This window comes from Mucilaginibacter sp. OK283, from assembly GCF_900110415.1.
Lineage (GTDB): Bacteria > Bacteroidota > Bacteroidia > Sphingobacteriales > Sphingobacteriaceae > Mucilaginibacter.
Genome location: NZ_FODR01000002.1, coordinates 176,278 through 193,057 on the forward strand (window position 1 = coordinate 176,278; position 16,780 = coordinate 193,057).

General features: G+C 41.0%; 16 protein-coding genes. 9 read left to right on the forward strand and 7 right to left on the reverse strand.

Translation table 11 applies throughout. The features are described from left to right. Window positions 1-13: 13 nt before the first annotated feature. The 8 genes from BMX56_RS05530 (at window position 14) to BMX56_RS05565 (ending at window position 8,869) form a co-directional block, all read left to right on the forward strand. The gene (locus BMX56_RS05530; RefSeq protein WP_090642125.1) at window positions 14-868 is read left to right on the forward strand and encodes a glycosyltransferase; all 855 of its coding nucleotides are present in this window, start codon (window positions 14-16) and stop codon (window positions 866-868) included. Between the two features lie 402 nt (window positions 869-1,270). Next, window positions 1,271-2,074 (forward strand): methyltransferase domain-containing protein, encoded by an 804-nt coding sequence (locus BMX56_RS05535; protein ID WP_177183728.1) that lies wholly within the window; start codon window positions 1,271-1,273, stop codon window positions 2,072-2,074. Between the two features lie 396 nt (window positions 2,075-2,470). Further along, window positions 2,471-3,478, forward strand: coding sequence for a glycosyltransferase (locus BMX56_RS05540; RefSeq protein WP_090642131.1), 1,008 nt, complete (start codon window positions 2,471-2,473; stop codon window positions 3,476-3,478). A gap of 74 nt (window positions 3,479-3,552) precedes the next feature. Continuing rightward, complete coding sequence (locus BMX56_RS05545) at window positions 3,553-5,049, forward strand: oligosaccharide flippase family protein (protein WP_090642133.1); 1,497 nt, start codon at window positions 3,553-3,555, stop codon at window positions 5,047-5,049. Window positions 5,050-5,105: 56 nt separating this feature from the next. Further along, the gene (locus tag BMX56_RS05550; protein WP_255369777.1) at window positions 5,106-5,879 is read left to right on the forward strand and encodes a class I SAM-dependent methyltransferase; all 774 of its coding nucleotides are present in this window, start codon (window positions 5,106-5,108) and stop codon (window positions 5,877-5,879) included. Window positions 5,880-5,894: 15 nt separating this feature from the next. Further along, a complete protein-coding gene (locus tag BMX56_RS05555; RefSeq protein WP_090642136.1) occupies window positions 5,895-6,794 on the forward strand; it encodes a glycosyltransferase family protein in 900 nt (299 codons plus the stop codon). Between the two features lie 43 nt (window positions 6,795-6,837). Further along, window positions 6,838-8,124, forward strand: a complete 1,287-nt coding sequence (locus BMX56_RS05560) for a glycosyltransferase (protein WP_090642139.1) — start codon at window positions 6,838-6,840, stop codon at window positions 8,122-8,124. Beyond that, the gene (locus BMX56_RS05565) at window positions 8,117-8,869 is read left to right on the forward strand and encodes a glycosyltransferase family 2 protein (RefSeq protein ID WP_090642142.1); all 753 of its coding nucleotides are present in this window, start codon (window positions 8,117-8,119) and stop codon (window positions 8,867-8,869) included. Before BMX56_RS05560 ends, BMX56_RS05565 begins: the two co-directional genes overlap by 8 nt. A gap of 62 nt (window positions 8,870-8,931) precedes the next feature. Here the strand turns inward: BMX56_RS05565 and BMX56_RS05570 are convergent, their stop codons facing one another. The 6 genes from BMX56_RS05570 to BMX56_RS05595 all read right to left on the reverse strand — a co-directional run bounded on the left by BMX56_RS05570 (window position 8,932) and on the right by BMX56_RS05595 (window position 15,429). Continuing rightward, on the reverse strand, window positions 8,932-11,418 hold the full coding sequence (locus BMX56_RS05570) for a YfhO family protein (protein WP_090642145.1): 2,487 nt from the start codon (window positions 11,416-11,418) through the stop codon (window positions 8,932-8,934). Window positions 11,419-11,509: 91 nt separating this feature from the next. Beyond that, on the reverse strand, window positions 11,510-11,797 hold the full coding sequence (locus BMX56_RS05575; RefSeq protein WP_090642147.1) for a hypothetical protein: 288 nt from the start codon (window positions 11,795-11,797) through the stop codon (window positions 11,510-11,512). 6 nt (window positions 11,798-11,803) lie between these two features. Beyond that, window positions 11,804-12,052: a DUF4834 family protein gene (locus BMX56_RS05580; RefSeq protein WP_090642150.1), complete on the reverse strand. Its 249-nt coding sequence runs from the start codon at window positions 12,050-12,052 to the stop codon at window positions 11,804-11,806. 195 nt (window positions 12,053-12,247) lie between these two features. Continuing rightward, window positions 12,248-14,272, reverse strand: coding sequence for an excinuclease ABC subunit UvrB (gene uvrB, locus BMX56_RS05585; protein ID WP_090642153.1), 2,025 nt, complete (start codon window positions 14,270-14,272; stop codon window positions 12,248-12,250). Between the two features lie 169 nt (window positions 14,273-14,441). Then, window positions 14,442-14,921, reverse strand: coding sequence for a MarR family winged helix-turn-helix transcriptional regulator (locus BMX56_RS05590; protein WP_090642155.1), 480 nt, complete (start codon window positions 14,919-14,921; stop codon window positions 14,442-14,444). A gap of 10 nt (window positions 14,922-14,931) precedes the next feature. Continuing rightward, the gene (locus tag BMX56_RS05595) at window positions 14,932-15,429 is read right to left on the reverse strand and encodes a GNAT family N-acetyltransferase (RefSeq protein WP_090642157.1); all 498 of its coding nucleotides are present in this window, start codon (window positions 15,427-15,429) and stop codon (window positions 14,932-14,934) included. Window positions 15,430-15,920: 491 nt separating this feature from the next. Here BMX56_RS05595 and BMX56_RS05600 point away from each other — a divergent pair, with 491 nt between their 5' ends. Then, window positions 15,921-16,130: a hypothetical protein gene (locus BMX56_RS05600; RefSeq protein WP_143065371.1), complete on the forward strand. Its 210-nt coding sequence runs from the start codon at window positions 15,921-15,923 to the stop codon at window positions 16,128-16,130. 100 nt (window positions 16,131-16,230) lie between these two features. Here the strand turns inward: BMX56_RS05600 and BMX56_RS05605 are convergent, their stop codons facing one another. Further along, the gene (locus BMX56_RS05605) at window positions 16,231-16,731 is read right to left on the reverse strand and encodes a hypothetical protein (protein ID WP_090642163.1); all 501 of its coding nucleotides are present in this window, start codon (window positions 16,729-16,731) and stop codon (window positions 16,231-16,233) included. Window positions 16,732-16,780: the final 49 nt, after the last annotated feature.

Below are 16,780 nucleotides of genomic sequence, written 5' to 3' on the forward strand. Positions count from 1 at the left end.
ATTTGATAAGCTGATGCAGAAAAATAAAATTGAAGGTGTGGTAGTTCTATATCAGCCTGATATTTCGGTTGTTGGTAATATCAAATCATATATTGATGGTTTGGAGCATTTGTACATTATTGATAATTCTGGCGAGACCGATTTAAGTATTATTAACGGGCTAAGCGCCATTTCTAAATGCGTATATATAAAAAACCAAACCAACAAGGGCATCGCTAATGCCTTAAACCAGGGTGCAAAGCTGGCCATCGCTAACGGAGCCGATTGGTTGCTCACGATGGATCAGGACAGCAAATTTGAGCCGGGTGATATTTTACGGCTAATTGAATTTGCAATACAGCAGGATGACGAGTTTACTGGTATTGTATCGCCATTTCATCAAACCAATGTTTCTGTTAAGCCGGCAACTCATGATGATGTGGTGCTAACAACCATGACATCGGGAAACCTAATTAGTCTGTTTGCTTACCGGCAGATTAACGGTTTTGACGAACGATATTTTATTGATGCGGTTGATTGGGACTACTGCCTGCGCCTAAATATGCATAACTTTAAGGTGCTAAGGCTTAATACTGTACACCTTTCGCACGGCCTGGGCAATGCAACCAAACACCAATCGCCTGCGGGCTACCAAATAACCGCGCTTAATTACAACGAGATAAGGCGGTATTATATTACAAGAAATAAACTAATGTTTATATTCAAGTACTGGCGGCATTATCCCAACTTTTGTTATAATGTATTTTTAAGCATGTTTAGAGATCTGAGGCATGTTTTATTATATGAAAAGCATAAGATGATAAAACTCAGGTTTATGCTAAAAGGATGGCTGCATTTTATCACTAAAAAGACAGGTAAGCTTCAATAGCAGCATTTTATTCTTCTCCCAGTTACCCAACTTGTTAATTAATGCCGTTTTTTTATTGGCGTCTAAAAGAAAGCCAAAAACATGTATTGAGCATACTAATGCTGAAAATAGGCATGACCTTTTATTAAATACCGGCTTATTCTCCTAACCCTGGAAGCTTTCAGTATGGAACACGGCAAAATCAATACCCTGGGCCGCCCAAGCACAGCATTCATAGGTGTTCAATTATATCTCGATTCATCCTTGTTGATCCGGTTTTTGTAATTAGGTTGTATGGGTGTGATATTTGAAAACGAAGAAAGTTCCTTTTGTTTCTTCGCCTGACACCCATAATGTTGTATGAATATTGAATATGCCTATATTTGCAGCTTAATTTACTGCGATACCCTCTATATTTATCTAATGACCTTTAAAGAAAAGCTAAACTGGGAAATAAAGTACATTACAACGCTATCTAAAACCCCAATACGTTTAGCGCAATATTTGTACTCGAAATTTCATACCAAATTGGGTTCGTTGAATAAAATATCCTATTTATACCGCGAAAAAAGAGGACTCGAAATTGGTGGGCCAAGTCCGATATTCGGAGCTAAAGGTTATATACCTGTTTATCCTTTGGCCAAACAGGTTGATGGGGTCAACTTCAGCAACAACACCGTGTGGGAAAACACGATAAAAGAGGGGCCAACTTATAGTACAGGTGCAAATTTGGTTGGGCATCAATATATTTTAGATGGTATCGACCTGAACCCTATAGCTTCCTCATCATATGATTTTATCTTATCCAGCCACAGCCTGGAACATATTGCCAACCCAATAAAGGCGCTAAAAGAATGGCTCAGAGTATTAAAAACCGGCGGGGCGCTTACACTCATCTTGCCGAATCCAAAATACACCTTTGATCATAAACGGCCTATCACTAAACTGCAACACCTGATTGACGATTATAATAAAAATACTGATGAAAATGATTTAACACATCTTGATGAGGTACTAACCTTACATGATTTTGAACGCGATGGGGGAGTGACCGATATGGACCAATTTAAACAACGTTGTTTAGATAATATTAATAATCGCTGTATGCACCAACATGTGTATAACCTCGATCTTTTAACCCAGATATTTAATTACCTCAACGTTACCGTACTTATTACCGATTCATCTTTCCCGCATCATTTAACCATTGTCGGCATTAAGCAATAGCCTGATTTTAATGCCATAAGCCAGCACCGGTACTTTTATAACAGACAGATTTTTTTTTAAGCTTGTGGCGGAAGGGCTATTTCAAATCAGTTTCTTCAGGTGTCGGTTGTAAAACCTTTTATCGCTGTACTGCGATAAACATCGAAATATAGCCTTGTATAAGTAAATAATGGTTCTTTACAATACCATTTGCCGGTGTTTCGCCCGCTTATAAATAAGCCATCCTAAAATATTTATAAACAACTTTTGCAATTAACGCAAATCGGATACCAGATTGTTAGGGATTTGTACAGTAGCGTCCACCTTGAAAAATGCTACTATACAGTGGACACTGCAATTGTTTGATAAATTAAAACATGTTAGTTATTAGTGATAAAATGATAATTTTGACGACCGATGTCAGGCTTAGAAAATAGTGTATGTATCTTAACTGTTACTTATGGCGATAGGTGGCGGTTTCTGGAAAAAGTACTAAAACGCGTACTTGCCTATGATCAAATAACGCAGGTGATTGTTATTGACAATGCTTCGTTATATAGTGTGACAGATGAAGTAAAAAAACTGGAAGACAGTAGAATAATTGTTATAAGTAATACCGAGAATACAGGATCAGCAGGGGGGTATAAAACGGCGATTGAACATGCCGTAGAAAACACCCAAGCCGATTTTTTTTTTCTGCTTGACGACGATAACCTGCCCGGTGCCGATGTGCTTACCAAGCTGCTGACAGAATGGCAAAGTATTGAAGGTGCCAACAACAAGAAGGCTCTGTTTTGCCTTCGCGAAGACAGGGTTCAACACGTAAAAATAGCAAAAGGAGAAAATTCTCTTCGCTACCTGACTTTTAACGATTTTATGGGATTTAATGTTTTCAGGATATTAGCTAACCAATATCGTAAGTTGAACTATAAATTTCAGAAAGATGGGCCGTATAAAAGCCGGGTTCAGATGCCATACGTTCCTTATGGGGGATTATTGCTTCACAGAACAATAATTAATGATATTGGGTTTCCTGATGAAAGGCTGTTTTTATATGTCGACGATTCTGAGTACACTTATCGTATTACCCAAAATAAGGGCATTATCTGGCTAATACCTCTATGCAAGATAGTTGATATTGACAAATCGCAAGGATTAGATTACAAGCGAAGGCCCCTTCACTCTCATTTACTTGATCAATGGAATTTCCGAACATATTATCATGTCAGAAACCGCATGTTTTTTTACTCCAATAACTTTATCAGCAATATGCTGGTTTTTAAACTGAACAAAGGGCTGTATTTAAGCTATCTGAAAGTGATAAGTTTGATAAGTTCGAAAAGGGAAGCGTACTCAAAATTATTGGTAGCGGTAAAGGATGGGCTCGGAGGGAAATTAGGTAAAGCTGATAACGAAAAGTTTTAGCAGGCCAGCTTTTAAACAACAGGACTCTTTTTAGTAAATATTTGTTAAACAATTCAGCTTTATAAATACCGTGCATGGGCATTGTTAAAAAAAACGCTTATAAAAATACACTTATAACTTATACCGGTATGGTTATAGGTTATATAAACTTGGTTTTATTGTACCCTATTTATTTAAGCACTAAGGAATATGGCTTATTTAACTTAATTGGCGGTATAGCCATTTTATATTCAATTATCGCATCGTTGGGTATCCCTAATATTATTGCCAGGTATTTTGCCTATCACCGTACAGAAGACCGCGAGCATAAAGGTTTTATGCATTGGGCGGCAATGGTTTCGTTAATTGGCTTTATAGCGGCAACGTTGCTTTTTATAGTATTTAAGCCAATTATTGTTGCCAGCTATATCCAAAAATCGCCATTGTTTTTAAAATATTATTATTACCTGATACCGCTTACTTTTTTTACCATTTGCTTTAATTTTCTTGAAATGACAGGAAGGGTTATTTACCAAACTGTTTTTTCGGGCCTTTTAAAAGATGTTCTTTTGCGGCTGTTTACTACCGCTGGTATTTTAATGCTTGCAGTAAAGTGGATCGATTTTCAGGGGTTTATAATATTATATGTTTTTATTAACTTTTTGGTATCTGTTATGCTGTTAATCAGCATAGCTGCGTCCAAAAAAATCTCAATCAAGCTAAAACGACAAAGTATCTCGAAAATCAACAGTAAAGAGCTTATAACTTATGGTTTGTACACTTTAATATCGACTACGATATATGTACTGCTGCAGAAAGTAGATATAATTATGCTAAGTTCAATGTCCGGGCTGTCTGAACAGGGGGTTTATAGTTTTTTCTTTAATATAGCCGTAGTTATAGGGGTTCCGGCGCAAGCGTTAAGCCGTACAACCTATCAAATAGTAACCGACTCCTGGAAATCAAAAGATATGCCCACTATTGCCGGCCTTTATTATAAAACTTCTATTATACAATTGGTTGTTGGCTTGCTGTTGTTTATTGGTATTATTATTAACAGAGATAATTTGACAGGTATTCTTCACAAAAAAGAATATAGCGATCACTTTAACGTGTTTATCATAATAGGTTTAGGATTTTTGGTTGATATTACCGGGGGCTTAAATACCGCTATTATTGCGGCATCTCATAAATACCGCCTGGCGATGGGCTTTGTTATTACTTCAGGAGTAGTATGCGTAATTTTAAACTACCTGCTTATACCCAAATTCGGAGGTGCCGGCGCCGCTTTGGCATACCTGATAACGATGACTGCTTTTAATTTGGGCAACTGGTTTTATATTAAGGTGCGGTTTAAAATGCAGCCATTCCATTATAAACACCTGGTGGCTGTAGTTATTGCGCTTGTAAGTTTTTTTGTGGGGAAGTACTTTTGGCGTATGCCCAATTTATACCTGGATATAGCGGTACGCAGTGGAGTAACAACCCTGATTTATATATTGATGACATATTATCTTCATGTTTCTGATGATGTGAATGAAAAAGTAGATTCGGTACTAAAAAGAGTGGCTACAATTAATAAACGCAATTAGCTATAAGTTTACCTTTTTGTTTAAAAACTTAAGCTATAATTTTACCTTCGTAAACAATGCAGGAGTCAATTATAAGCGGCGATTACAAAACCGCCTACGATAAATTTTATCAAAAGCACGATGAGGCATGGCGTATGCTGGGTGCCAAATACAAAGCGCGGCATATTGTGGATGTGTGCAAAGGCCTTGCTTTTGCCAAAGTATTGGAGGTAGGCGCCGGCGATGGCAGTATCTTGAAAATTTTATCTGAAAATAACTTTGCTCCCGAATATCATGCTGTCGAGATTTCTGAAAGCGGGGTTAGCTATATTAAATCGCGCGAAATAAGAAACCTCAAATCTGTGCAGGTATTTGATGGCTATAAATTACCTTTTGCAACAGATAGTTTTGATTTGATCATCCTGTCGCACGTGTTGGAGCATGTAGAGCATGAACGTATGTTGCTGCGCGAGATAAAACGTGTGGCAAAACGTTGTGTTATTGAGGTGCCACGCGATTATAAAGCAGGAGTTGATACACGAATAAAGCACTTTTTGGCTTACGGGCATATCAATGTATATACGCCAAGTTCCCTGCGTTACCTGTTAAGTACCGAAGGTTTTGAGATAGAGAATGACCTAACATCGATGATTGAGCCCGAGGTTACCAGGTTTAATGCCTACGTTAATCAAAAGAAAACCAAAAGCTTGCTGAAAAATATAAGGATAGCAGCCGAATATTCGGTTAAGCAAGCCCTAAGTAAATTGATGGGAAAAAAGGTACGCGAACAATTTGCCAACGCTTATACCGTTTTGTGTAAGAAAGCCGACCATCAACCCGAATTGTTCTGACTTTTTATGTGATCGATGCAAAAACTTGCCCCAATAGCCCTGTTTGTATATAACAGGCCAGACCATACACGCCGAACCATTATCCATTTGCAAAAAAATGTACTGGCAGCCGAATCCCGCTTGTATATTTTTTGTGATGCACCTAAAACCGAAGCCGACCGGGCCAAAGTTGAGGAGGTAAGGCAGGTTGCCAAAGAAACCTCCGGCTTCAAAGCGGTAAAGGTTATCATGCGTAATCATAATCTTGGCCTGGCAGAATCGATCATTAGTGGCGTTACACAATTGGTTTATGAATATGGTAAGGTAATTGTTTTTGAAGATGATTTATTATCGTCGCCCTATACCCTGCAGTATTTTAATGAGGCGCTAGCCCGTTACGCCGATGAGGAAAAAGTAATGCACATTGGCGCTTATATGTATAACCTTAAAGAAAAGGATTTGCCCGAGACCTTTTTTTACCGTGCAGCCAGCAGTTGGGGCTGGGCAACGTGGGCACGCGCATGGGATAGTTTTGAACCCGATATTGATAAACTGATAAGCCAGTTTGATGCGCTTAAGATCCTTAAATTCTCTATTGAAGGCAAGATGAATTTCTGGAAGCAGATTAAAGAGTTTAAGGCTGGCAAAAATAATTCATGGGCCATCCGTTGGTATGCGTCTATATTTTTAAAAGGGGGGGTCACCCTAAACCCGGCCAAATCACTTATCAATAATATAGGGCACGATGGCACGGGTTTTCATAGTAATAAAGAGAATATGTATGATGTACATATTTCGCAGCAACCGGTTAAAAAATTCCCCGACGTTGTAGAAGAAAATGAAAAAGCATACCAGTCAATTAAGCACTTCCTTGCACATCGTAAGGGTACCTTGCTGCAGCGTGCTGTAAGATTTGTTAAACAAAAGATAGGGTGACTTCTATAATTTCGGTCAGCAGGATTAAGCGTATTTTTATACCATGTTAAAAGTAGTGCATCTCAATACCTATGATGGCAACGGCGGCGCAGGCCGCGGCTGCATGCGTCTTAACCGGGCCCTAATAACCCAGGGTATCAACTCAAAAATGGTGGTGCACTATAAATTTGGTAATAATCCACAAATAGATACTTTCAATTCCAATAGCATTCAAAAAGCATATACAGCGTTTACCATTATATTGGAACGGATTTTAGCTAAACGGTTTTTAAAGCCGCTGATGAAAACGCCGTTTTCGTTTGCCTGGTTTGGCCGTTCGGTAATTCATCACCCGGATGTTAATAATGCTGATATTATTCACCTGCACTGGATCAATCATGGATTTCTTGATCCGAAGCATATTGCCGAGATTGCCAAACTCAACAAGCCTGTTGTATGGACTTTTCATGATAGTAATGCTTTTACAGGCGGTTGCCATGTACGTTATGCCTGCGATCATTTTGTGCGTGAATGTGGTAACTGCCCGTTGCTGGTTAAGCCTTCGGATGGTGATATCTCGCACCAAATCTGGCTACAAAAAAATAAGGCTTATCACCAGCTTGATTTTGTCATTGCAGCGCCAAGCTTATGGATGCAGCAATCCATAGCCAACAGCAGCCTGATGCAAGGTAAAGCAATCCATCATATCCCCAATACACTCGAAACTGATATTTTTAAACCAATTGCCAAACAACAGGCAAAAGAAAAGGCGGGATTGCCAATTGATAAATTTGTTTTTTTGAGCGGCTTTATGCCGTCGCGTAAAGATTTGCATAAAGGCACTCAATACCTGTTGGATAGCCTTGAGTTATTGAAGCAGCGTTTAGGTATCGATGCCGATAAAATAGAATTGATTGTTTTTGGAAACCGTGGCACAGAAGGACTGCCCGATTTTCCATTTAAAACCAGCTTTTTAGGTACCATAAATAACGACGAACAATTAGCATTACATTATGCGGCTGCCGATGCATTCCTGATCCCCTCGCTGGAAGATAACCTGCCTTATACGGTGATGGAAAGCCTGGCCTGCGGAACGCCCGTAATAGCCTTTACAACGGGCGGTATACCCGATATGGTAAAGCATGAATACAATGGCTACCTGGCCACTTATCGTTCGGCAGAGAGCTTTACAGATGGTATGGAATGGGTTATTAAACATCCGCAGCCGCAGCTATTGCAAAAGCAGGCCCGGGATACTGTAATGGAAATGTTTTCAGAAGAGGTGATTGCCAAAAAGCACATCGAACTTTATCAAAGTCTTTTAAACGGTGTAGGAGGTAATGATGTTTAATCCTAAGCTTAGCGTTATCACCATAGTATACAATAACGTGCGCGATATTGAACGCACTATCTTGTCGGTTTTAAATCAAACCTATAACAATATTGAATATATTGTTATAGATGGCCTTTCCACAGATGGAACTTTGCAGGTAATTACTAAATATCAGGATAGTGTAAGCAAATTTATTAGCGAGAAGGATAATGGCATTTATGATGCCATGAACAAAGGGTTGGCGTTGGCTTCTGGTGACTACGTTATCTTCATGAATTCCGGCGACGAGTTTTTTGATGCAGACACTGTAGCCGCTGTTTTTGCCGCAGCTGATAATGCCGATATTTATTACGGCGAAACCGAAATGATAGCAGGTAACGGCGAGAGCTTAGGCCAGCGCCGACATAAGGCCCCGGAAAAGTTTACGTGGCGCGGGTTCAAATACGGCATGAGTATTAGTCACCAGGCTATTTACGTAAGGCGGGCATTAGCCGAGCCTTACGATATGCAATATCAGTTAAGTGCAGACATTGAATGGATCATCCGCGCCGCAAAAAAAGCAAAAAAGATAGTAAACGTAAACAGGTATGTTGCCAAATACCTGGTAGGGGGGATGTCTAAAAAAAAACATCGGCAAAGTTTGCAGGAGCGTTTTGCTGTTATGAAGCGATATTATGGATTAATTCCTACGATTTTAAACCATTTCGTTATAGCTTTCAATTTGGCGTGGTATTGGCTGAAAAATAAGCGGACAAACGATTGACATTAACAAAAAAGCGATGAACTGTCTGCCCATCGCTTTTTCATACAAGATTCAAAATTTTATTAAGCCTTTTTTGTAGCCGGCTTGGCAATCGTTTTCTTTTTTGTTTCGGTATACGCTGCTCCACCGAGAGCCAATACCAGCAGGATAGATCCTGCTAATGATATATTCTCGCCTGCATAATAAGACGTAGGGTGGAAAACAAATTCAATTTTGTGATTGCCTATCGGAATCACAGCAGCACGTAACAGGTAATCGGCCCGGAAATAAGGCTCTTCTTTGCCGTCTATAAACATTTTCCATCCTTTATCATAATAGATCTCGGAGAACACGGCTACTTGTGCCGCAGTTGAGCCACTTTCATACGTGAGGTGTTCTGGCGAATAACTTGTTAGTTTTATGGTTGATGAAGCATCAATTCCTACTGATTTTCCATCAATCATACTTTTGTATTGTTTATCAACAATGGCTTCGTCTTTTGGCGAAAAGCTGCTGATGGCTTGCATTTCCTGGTCGGCGTTATCAGCGAATTTTACGCTCTTCACAAACCAGGCATTTCCGCAAGCCGTGGAATTGGCCTGCATACCCGCATTTCCGGTTTTAGGATCTGCGGTAATAATATACTTGGTATTCAGCATATCAAGCACGTCGTGGTTTACACTTTTGGTAAATTGGTTTTCAATCAATTCATCAAATCGTCTTAGCCTGGCCGAGTGGAAACCGCCTACTGTTTTGTAGAAATATGATGAATGCGAATCATGAAAAGGATCGCCGGATGTCATGTCAAATACGCGGAAGTTAGGATCGGTGTCTTTCATGATAAATTGATCAACCTCGCGCGGGGTATATTGTTGCTCCAGGTCGGATTTGGCCACAAAATTGGCATCTTTAAGGTAGCGTTTATCAACGCTCCACATATCAATTATAACAATAACAGCCAATAGCAGGGCGGCAATATTCGCTTTGATTTTTTGTTTAACAATTAACCATAACAGACCGGCTGTTAACAACACGAAAACTAACGAACGAATGGCATCTGCACGCTCCAAACTCACCCGGTCATCCACTACGGCGTTGGCAACCGAGTTTGCCATCCCTGTATCACCTTTAAAAATTTGTGTAAGGTTAGCCACAAACGCCTGGTGTTCATCTGCCCTAAAGCTCAATAGCGCCTGCGGAATGGCTATCATCAGTAATAATAAACCGCCGGTAATGTAAAAGGCGATTTTAGCACGCTTTAAAATAAATGCTTTATCGGTATTGGTGATAACTTCGTTCACTGCAAGTAAAGCCAGTATTGGGAAACAAAATGCCGCTATCACCAGTGTCGACTCAACCGCCCTGAACTTGTTGTACATGGGTACGTAGTTGAAAAAGAAATCGGACAGGAAAGGCAGGTTTTTGCCAAAAGACAATAACATGCTCAGTAGTACTGCTCCTAAAACCCACCATTTAATACGGTTTTTAACAATCAGCAGCCCTAAAATAAACAGGAAGCATATGGCAGCCCCAAAATACCATGGGCCAAATGTACTTGGCTTATTACCATAGTACATTGATTGTGCAACAAAACCCTGTGCCTGGCCTGCATCAACACCTTTATCGGTTAATATTTTTACTGCTTTGGAGTCGTCATCAACAACTGTGCTGCTGCCACCGCCATAGGCGTTTGGTACCAAAAAGGTAAGGCACTCGCCAACGCTCTGGCTCCATGTATAGGCATAATCTTTATCCAAACCATGGTTAGGGCCCGCTGTGCCCTTGGCAGTTAAATTTGCTTTGCCCCTGATGGTATATTGGCTATATTCATAAGTGGTCCACAATGTACTTGCATTTACCGCGATGGCCAACACAACGCCGGCTGCCAAAAAGCCGATAGCCTTTAAAAATGGCTTGGTTTGCTTGTCTTTTATAGCGTGATAAAGTTCGATACCCAATAATATAGCTATAGATAACAGCAGGTAATAAGTCATTTGCACGTGGTTACTGCGGATTTCCATAGCAAGGAAAAATGCTGTAAGCGAAGCGCCCAAAAGGTAGCGGCCACGTAGGGTTAAGATAATGCCTGCCAGCAAAGGGGCAAAAAATGCTATAGCATAAGCCTGGTTACTATGGCCGGCGGTGATATAGATGAAGTTATATGACGAAAATGCAAAAGCTATTGCCCCTGCTGCCGCCAACCAGGGCGAAAGCCGCAATACGCTGAATAGCAGGTATGCCCCAAGCAAATAAAGCAATACCGTATCAACCGGGTTGGGGAACACGGTTTTCAAAACGCTAATCACATGTGTTGTGAGGTTTAATGGGAATGCGGCCCAGATTTGATAGGCAGGCATCCCGCCAAACATCTGATTGGTCCATAACGGCGCTTTACCGGTTGCCGCCCTAACATCGTTAATCTCTTTTTGCATGGACTGCGCCTGAGATACATCGCTTTGAAATAAAACCTTGCCCTGTGTTAACGGAGTGATGAAATAAGCAAAGGAAATTGCTATAAAAATTGCCGCAATAATGAGGTGAATACTATTGCGCTTGAACCAGTTATTCATTTATATTTTTTGAAATGGATATTAATTCCTCAAAAATAGAAATTTGAACGGGAATAGGAATTATTAGTTGTAAAGGAATTGCTTAACAGTTTCAGGAACGGCCGCGCATTACAAAAAAGAAAATAACCATGATAATCAAACTTAAAACATAAGCTATTACCTGTGCTTTATTGTAATCTTCCCGGTACTTGCGGATGTTAAAAAAATTATAAACCGCCAGTGCGCCAACCACCACCCAAAAAAAAGTATGGATTTTGGCAGCAGATACAAACAACTGGGTAGCTACGGCAAAAACAATAAAATTGGCAATAATCAATGTTATCGACTCTGGTGTATTATTGTGGTTTGGGCGTCGTTTGTATACTTCGTCTGGCAACATACGGGGTTATTTTACTTCTTCATAATCAACAAATTCGCCTTCGGTATCCGGCAACTTACCTTTTTTGCCTTCGGGAATATAGTCAACCTTTACAGTGCCTTCCGGCTTTCTTTGCTGATAGTTTTGCTGCTGCTGCGCCTGTTGCTGTGCTTTATTGATAACGTTTTGAAACAAAGCAGGTATCAGGTACCGCATTAAACTGCGGATAATGTATAAAACACAAATTGATATGATCAGGAAACGAATAAGTAACATCTGATTAATTTTAAGCTTACAAATATAAGTATATAACGGATAAATTGTTTTTTAGATGTGCAGATGTGCAAATTTCAGATGTGCAGATGTTTTTTATGTATAAAGATGGAAAAATCTTGCAATCATTTTACAATCAATACATTGTCGTCGGTGTTTAAAATCACTCATCTGCATATTTGAAATTTGCACATCCAATCAAAACTTCTCCTCCATCATTTTCTCCAATGCAAACATTTCATCGCGTAGTTTGGCTGCCAACAGGAAGTCCATATTTTTGGCGGCGGCCAGCATTTCTTTTTTGGTATTGTCTATCGATTTTTTTAGATCAGGTTTGGTCATATACTGAACAATAGGATCGGCCGCCAACGTGGCCATATCTGCTTCTATATAAGCCTTTTGTACCCCGCCTTTAAAGTCGACAACCGATGTTTGTTCCATGATCTCTTCGCGGGATTTGCCTACTGTGGTTGGTGTAATGCCATGTGCGGTATTGTATGCAATTTGGATTTCACGGCGGCGGTTAGTCTCATCCATCGTTATCTGCATCGAATCAGTAATCTTATCGGCATACATGATAACCCGGCCGCGATCATTACGGGCGGCGCGGCCAATGGTTTGAATCAACGAACGTTCTGACCGTAAAAAGCCCTCCTTATCAGCATCCAGGATGGCAACCAGCGATACTTCCGGTAAATCCAGGCCCTCACGTAATAAGTTAATCCCTATCAGTACATCAAACTCACCAAGGCGTAACCCCCTCAAAATTTCTACCCTTTGCAGGGTTTTTACTTCGGAGTGAATATATCGACATTTAATACCCAGCCTGTCCATGTATTTAGCCAATTCTTCAGCCATACGTTTGGTGAGAGTAGTTACCAGGATACGGTCGCCCATTTTTATGGTGCGGTCAACTTCATCTAACAAATCGTCAACCTGGTTTATTACCGGCCGTATTTCTATAACCGGATCTAATAACCCCGTGGGGCGTATCACTTGCTGAACCACTACGCCTTCCGATTTTTCCAACTCAAAATCGCCGGGAGTTGCGCTTACATAAATCGTTTGCGGCGCCAGCTTTTCAAACTCCTGGAAGTTGAGCGGCCGGTTATCCAATGCGGCCGGCAACCTAAAACCATAATCAACCAACGACATTTTGCGCGACCTATCGCCACCATACATCGCCCTGATCTGGGGGACCGTAACGTGGCTTTCATCTATAACCATCAGGTAATCATCCGGGAAATAATCCAATAAACAGAAGGGCCTTGCCCCTGGCAAACGGCCATCAAAAAAGCGCGAATAATTCTCGATACCAGAGCAATAGCCCAGTTCGCGGATCATTTCCAGGTCGTAATTAACCCGCTCTTCCAGGCGTTTGGCTTCCAGGAAACGGCCATCGTTTATGAATTGCTTTTTGCGGGTTTCCAGTTCCTCCTGTATAGCCCAGATAGATTGCACAAAGCGTTCGCGTGGCGCCACATACAGGTTGGCAGGGTAAACCACCATGTGCGTCATTTTCTCGATGGTTTTGCCGGTGCTTACATCAAAGGTTGTAAGTTCCTCAATATCATCGCCAAAAAAGGAAATGCGGTAGGCGTGGTCCATATAGGCCGGGAAAATATCCACCGTATCGCCCTTAACCCTGAAGGTACCACGCTTAAAATCGGCGGTAGTGCGGGCGTATAATATTTCAACCAGCCTATGCAAAAATGCATTCCTGCTGATGCGCGTACCCACCGCGAATTTAAATACTGATTGCGCAAAATCCTCCGGGTTACCCATACCATAAATGCACGATATAGACGACACCACGATCACATCCCTGCGCCCCGACATCAGGGCTGAAGTGGTACGCAACCGTAGCTTTTCAATCTCTTCGTTTATCTGTAAGTCCTTCTCAATGTAGGTGTTAGTAGTGGGTATAAAAGCCTCGGGCTGGTAATAGTCGTAATAGGATACAAAGTAGTTAACCGCGTTCTCCGGAAAAAACTGCTTAAACTCGCCATAAAGCTGGGCCGCAAGGGTTTTATTGTGGCTTAGTATCAGCGTGGGTTTTTGCGTTTGCTGGATAATATTGGCCACCGTAAATGTTTTGCCCGAGCCCGTAACGCCCAAAAGAGTCTGGAACGGATCGCCATTGTTTACGCCCTCAACCAGTTGCCTGATGGCCTCGGGCTGATCGCCGGTTGGGAAGTATTGGGAAGTTAAATTAAAATCCATGTGTAATGTAAAAATACAAATAATCCCGCAATAGGGTTTACAGATCAAATTAAGCAGGCAATAATGACAACAGTATGTCAACAGCGTTTGATGCCGATTTTTATATCTATTTACAACAGGTATTCCCGGTTTATGTTCGATGTGGACGGTGGTAAAACAATCAATCCACTTACTTCTCACCCTTTAACCGCTGCGCCCTTGCGAAAAAGCTTTGCAGGTTTATTTGTTCCTCTACCTCGTCAATGGCTTTCATGAGGTTGTTTTGAGTGTTGGTAAGTTCGGTGGCAGCGGCTTTGATGATGTCCCAAACGGGGCGCATGCGCTCCACCAGTTCCTGGCCTTTGGCGGTGAGCAGGACCAGCCGTTTGCGCTCGTCGGCCTTGTCCTTCTTCGACCGGATGAGCTTTTCCTTCTCCAGCTCTTTGAGCAGGCTGATGGTAGAGGGGTGGGTGTACCCAATTTCATTAGCCAGTTCCACCACGCTTAGCACAGGTTTAAAATGCAGGGTATAAATAACCGGGAACCACTTCGGTTCAAAATCAATATTGTTAGCCTTGTAAATCAGCACGCCGTCCTTGCGCAGCGTATCGGCCAGGCGCTGCAGCCGGGTGCTGATGGCTAAAATGCCCGATTCATCAATAACGTTCATCCGCTTGTGGTTAATTGTTCAAATGTAGCTCATAAAAAATATTATCGGCGCCCATCAGCGGGAACGATGGCGGCAAATCCTGTTTGGCCAGTTGCGTAAAGCCATTTTTTTCGTAAAACCTGTGGGCGGCTTTCAGCATATCCACCGTACCCAGGTATATAGCTGTAATATCATGTAGCCTGCAATAAGCAATCAATTCATCCAGCAAACGCTGCGCAATGCCCAATTCTTTGCCCCGGTACTCTTTGCGTACAAACATTTTGCGCAATGCACCGGCATTGCAGTCAATAGCAATAAGGGCTATGGTGCCCACCAGTTCGCCATCAATTTTGGCGCCCAGGAAAGTGCCGCCGGTTTGGTGGTAATTGCTTTCAATATCCAGCAAATCGGGCTGGCCTTCCAGCGTTACGGGTACGTTAAATTCTATCTGCTGTATGGGCAGTATAATGTCAATAATCTGCTCACAGTAAGCATTGTCAAGAGGGGTAATTTCAAGCGAAGTATCCATAATAGTTAATTTATGTATAAATCTACGTAGTTAACTACATATATTGCAAATAAAAATTTACTTGTGATGCATTTTATGACATAACACTAATAAATGATGGCTAAAATCACGCTCTTTTTAAAGCCTGATTTTACCAGGACCAAATTAACCGGTTGTGGGGAGAGTACCAGATTTTGATATCAAAACAACAGAAATTTAAAAATTAGATAGGGGCAGAATCGGGGCCTTGTAGGGAGTTCCGGGAAATGGCGTAAATAATATTGTTGTACATTGATTATGCTCCGGCAAAATTTAACTCCGGTGTTTTGCTACCGCAACTTCATTGCCCGTTAATCAAATAACGTGCATCCGGCCGTGTTTTAACGATATATCGCAGCACTGTTATAAAACAATATTAATTAACTATTTGATTTTTAGGTATTTGAGTGGATGGCATTTATTTGGTAATCATGGGTGTAAACAAAAAAATATTTACACTTAACACTATCGCCATGAACACATTTTTTTTACTCACCCACATTACTATGGCTGTATGCATGTTCGCTATTATATATACATCCGCATTAAAGGACGCAAATCCGCATACCGAAATAAAACAATGGCTTGCGCTTTTTGCCTCGTTCAAATTGAAACCTATCCGGTTAACCCGGCTCCAGCTTTATCGTGCGGCCATAGGGCTTATTACGATAATTATGAGGTAACATAATGCCTTAAATACACAAACTGCAAAATAATGCGATTAGTAGGCAGAAAATCAACTACTCAAAACTTGTGTAAGAGAGGGCGGGCTTTCCGTGAAAATTACTCCCGGGTTGCAATTACAGCCGACTGTTCTGCGTTATCAAAATTTTCCCAGGTATACTGTATGTTTTTCATCTTGATATAATAGGGAATAATTGCAATTAACTCCAGTCGAAGGTTAAATCCGTGATTGGGTCCAACAATCGACAAAATCATGGCTACACAACAAATAACTATGCTCAGAAGTGCGTCAATTTTGGCTACCCCCACAGCCCATTTTTTTTCGGTCCACAATCCAAAGGCTACAATGCCCTTAAATGTAAATAAAAGCATCAGGCACAGGCCAATGATTGAAAAGGGATCGTTAGTAGAGAAGCCAAGCAACGATATTAGAAAGATACGATGCAATAATCCAAAAACAATGGCTACGGGCATCATAACTAAAAATGCTATAAAAATCCATAAAAAACAGGTTACCCACCAAGGCAGTAATTTTCTTCGGCGCGAAGGCTTGGCTATATTTTCAGAAATTGGCTGGCGGGTTAATTCATCCTCGTGCATATCAGGTTTAGTATTGATATGCTAAATATATCAATAAGTATGGATTTTG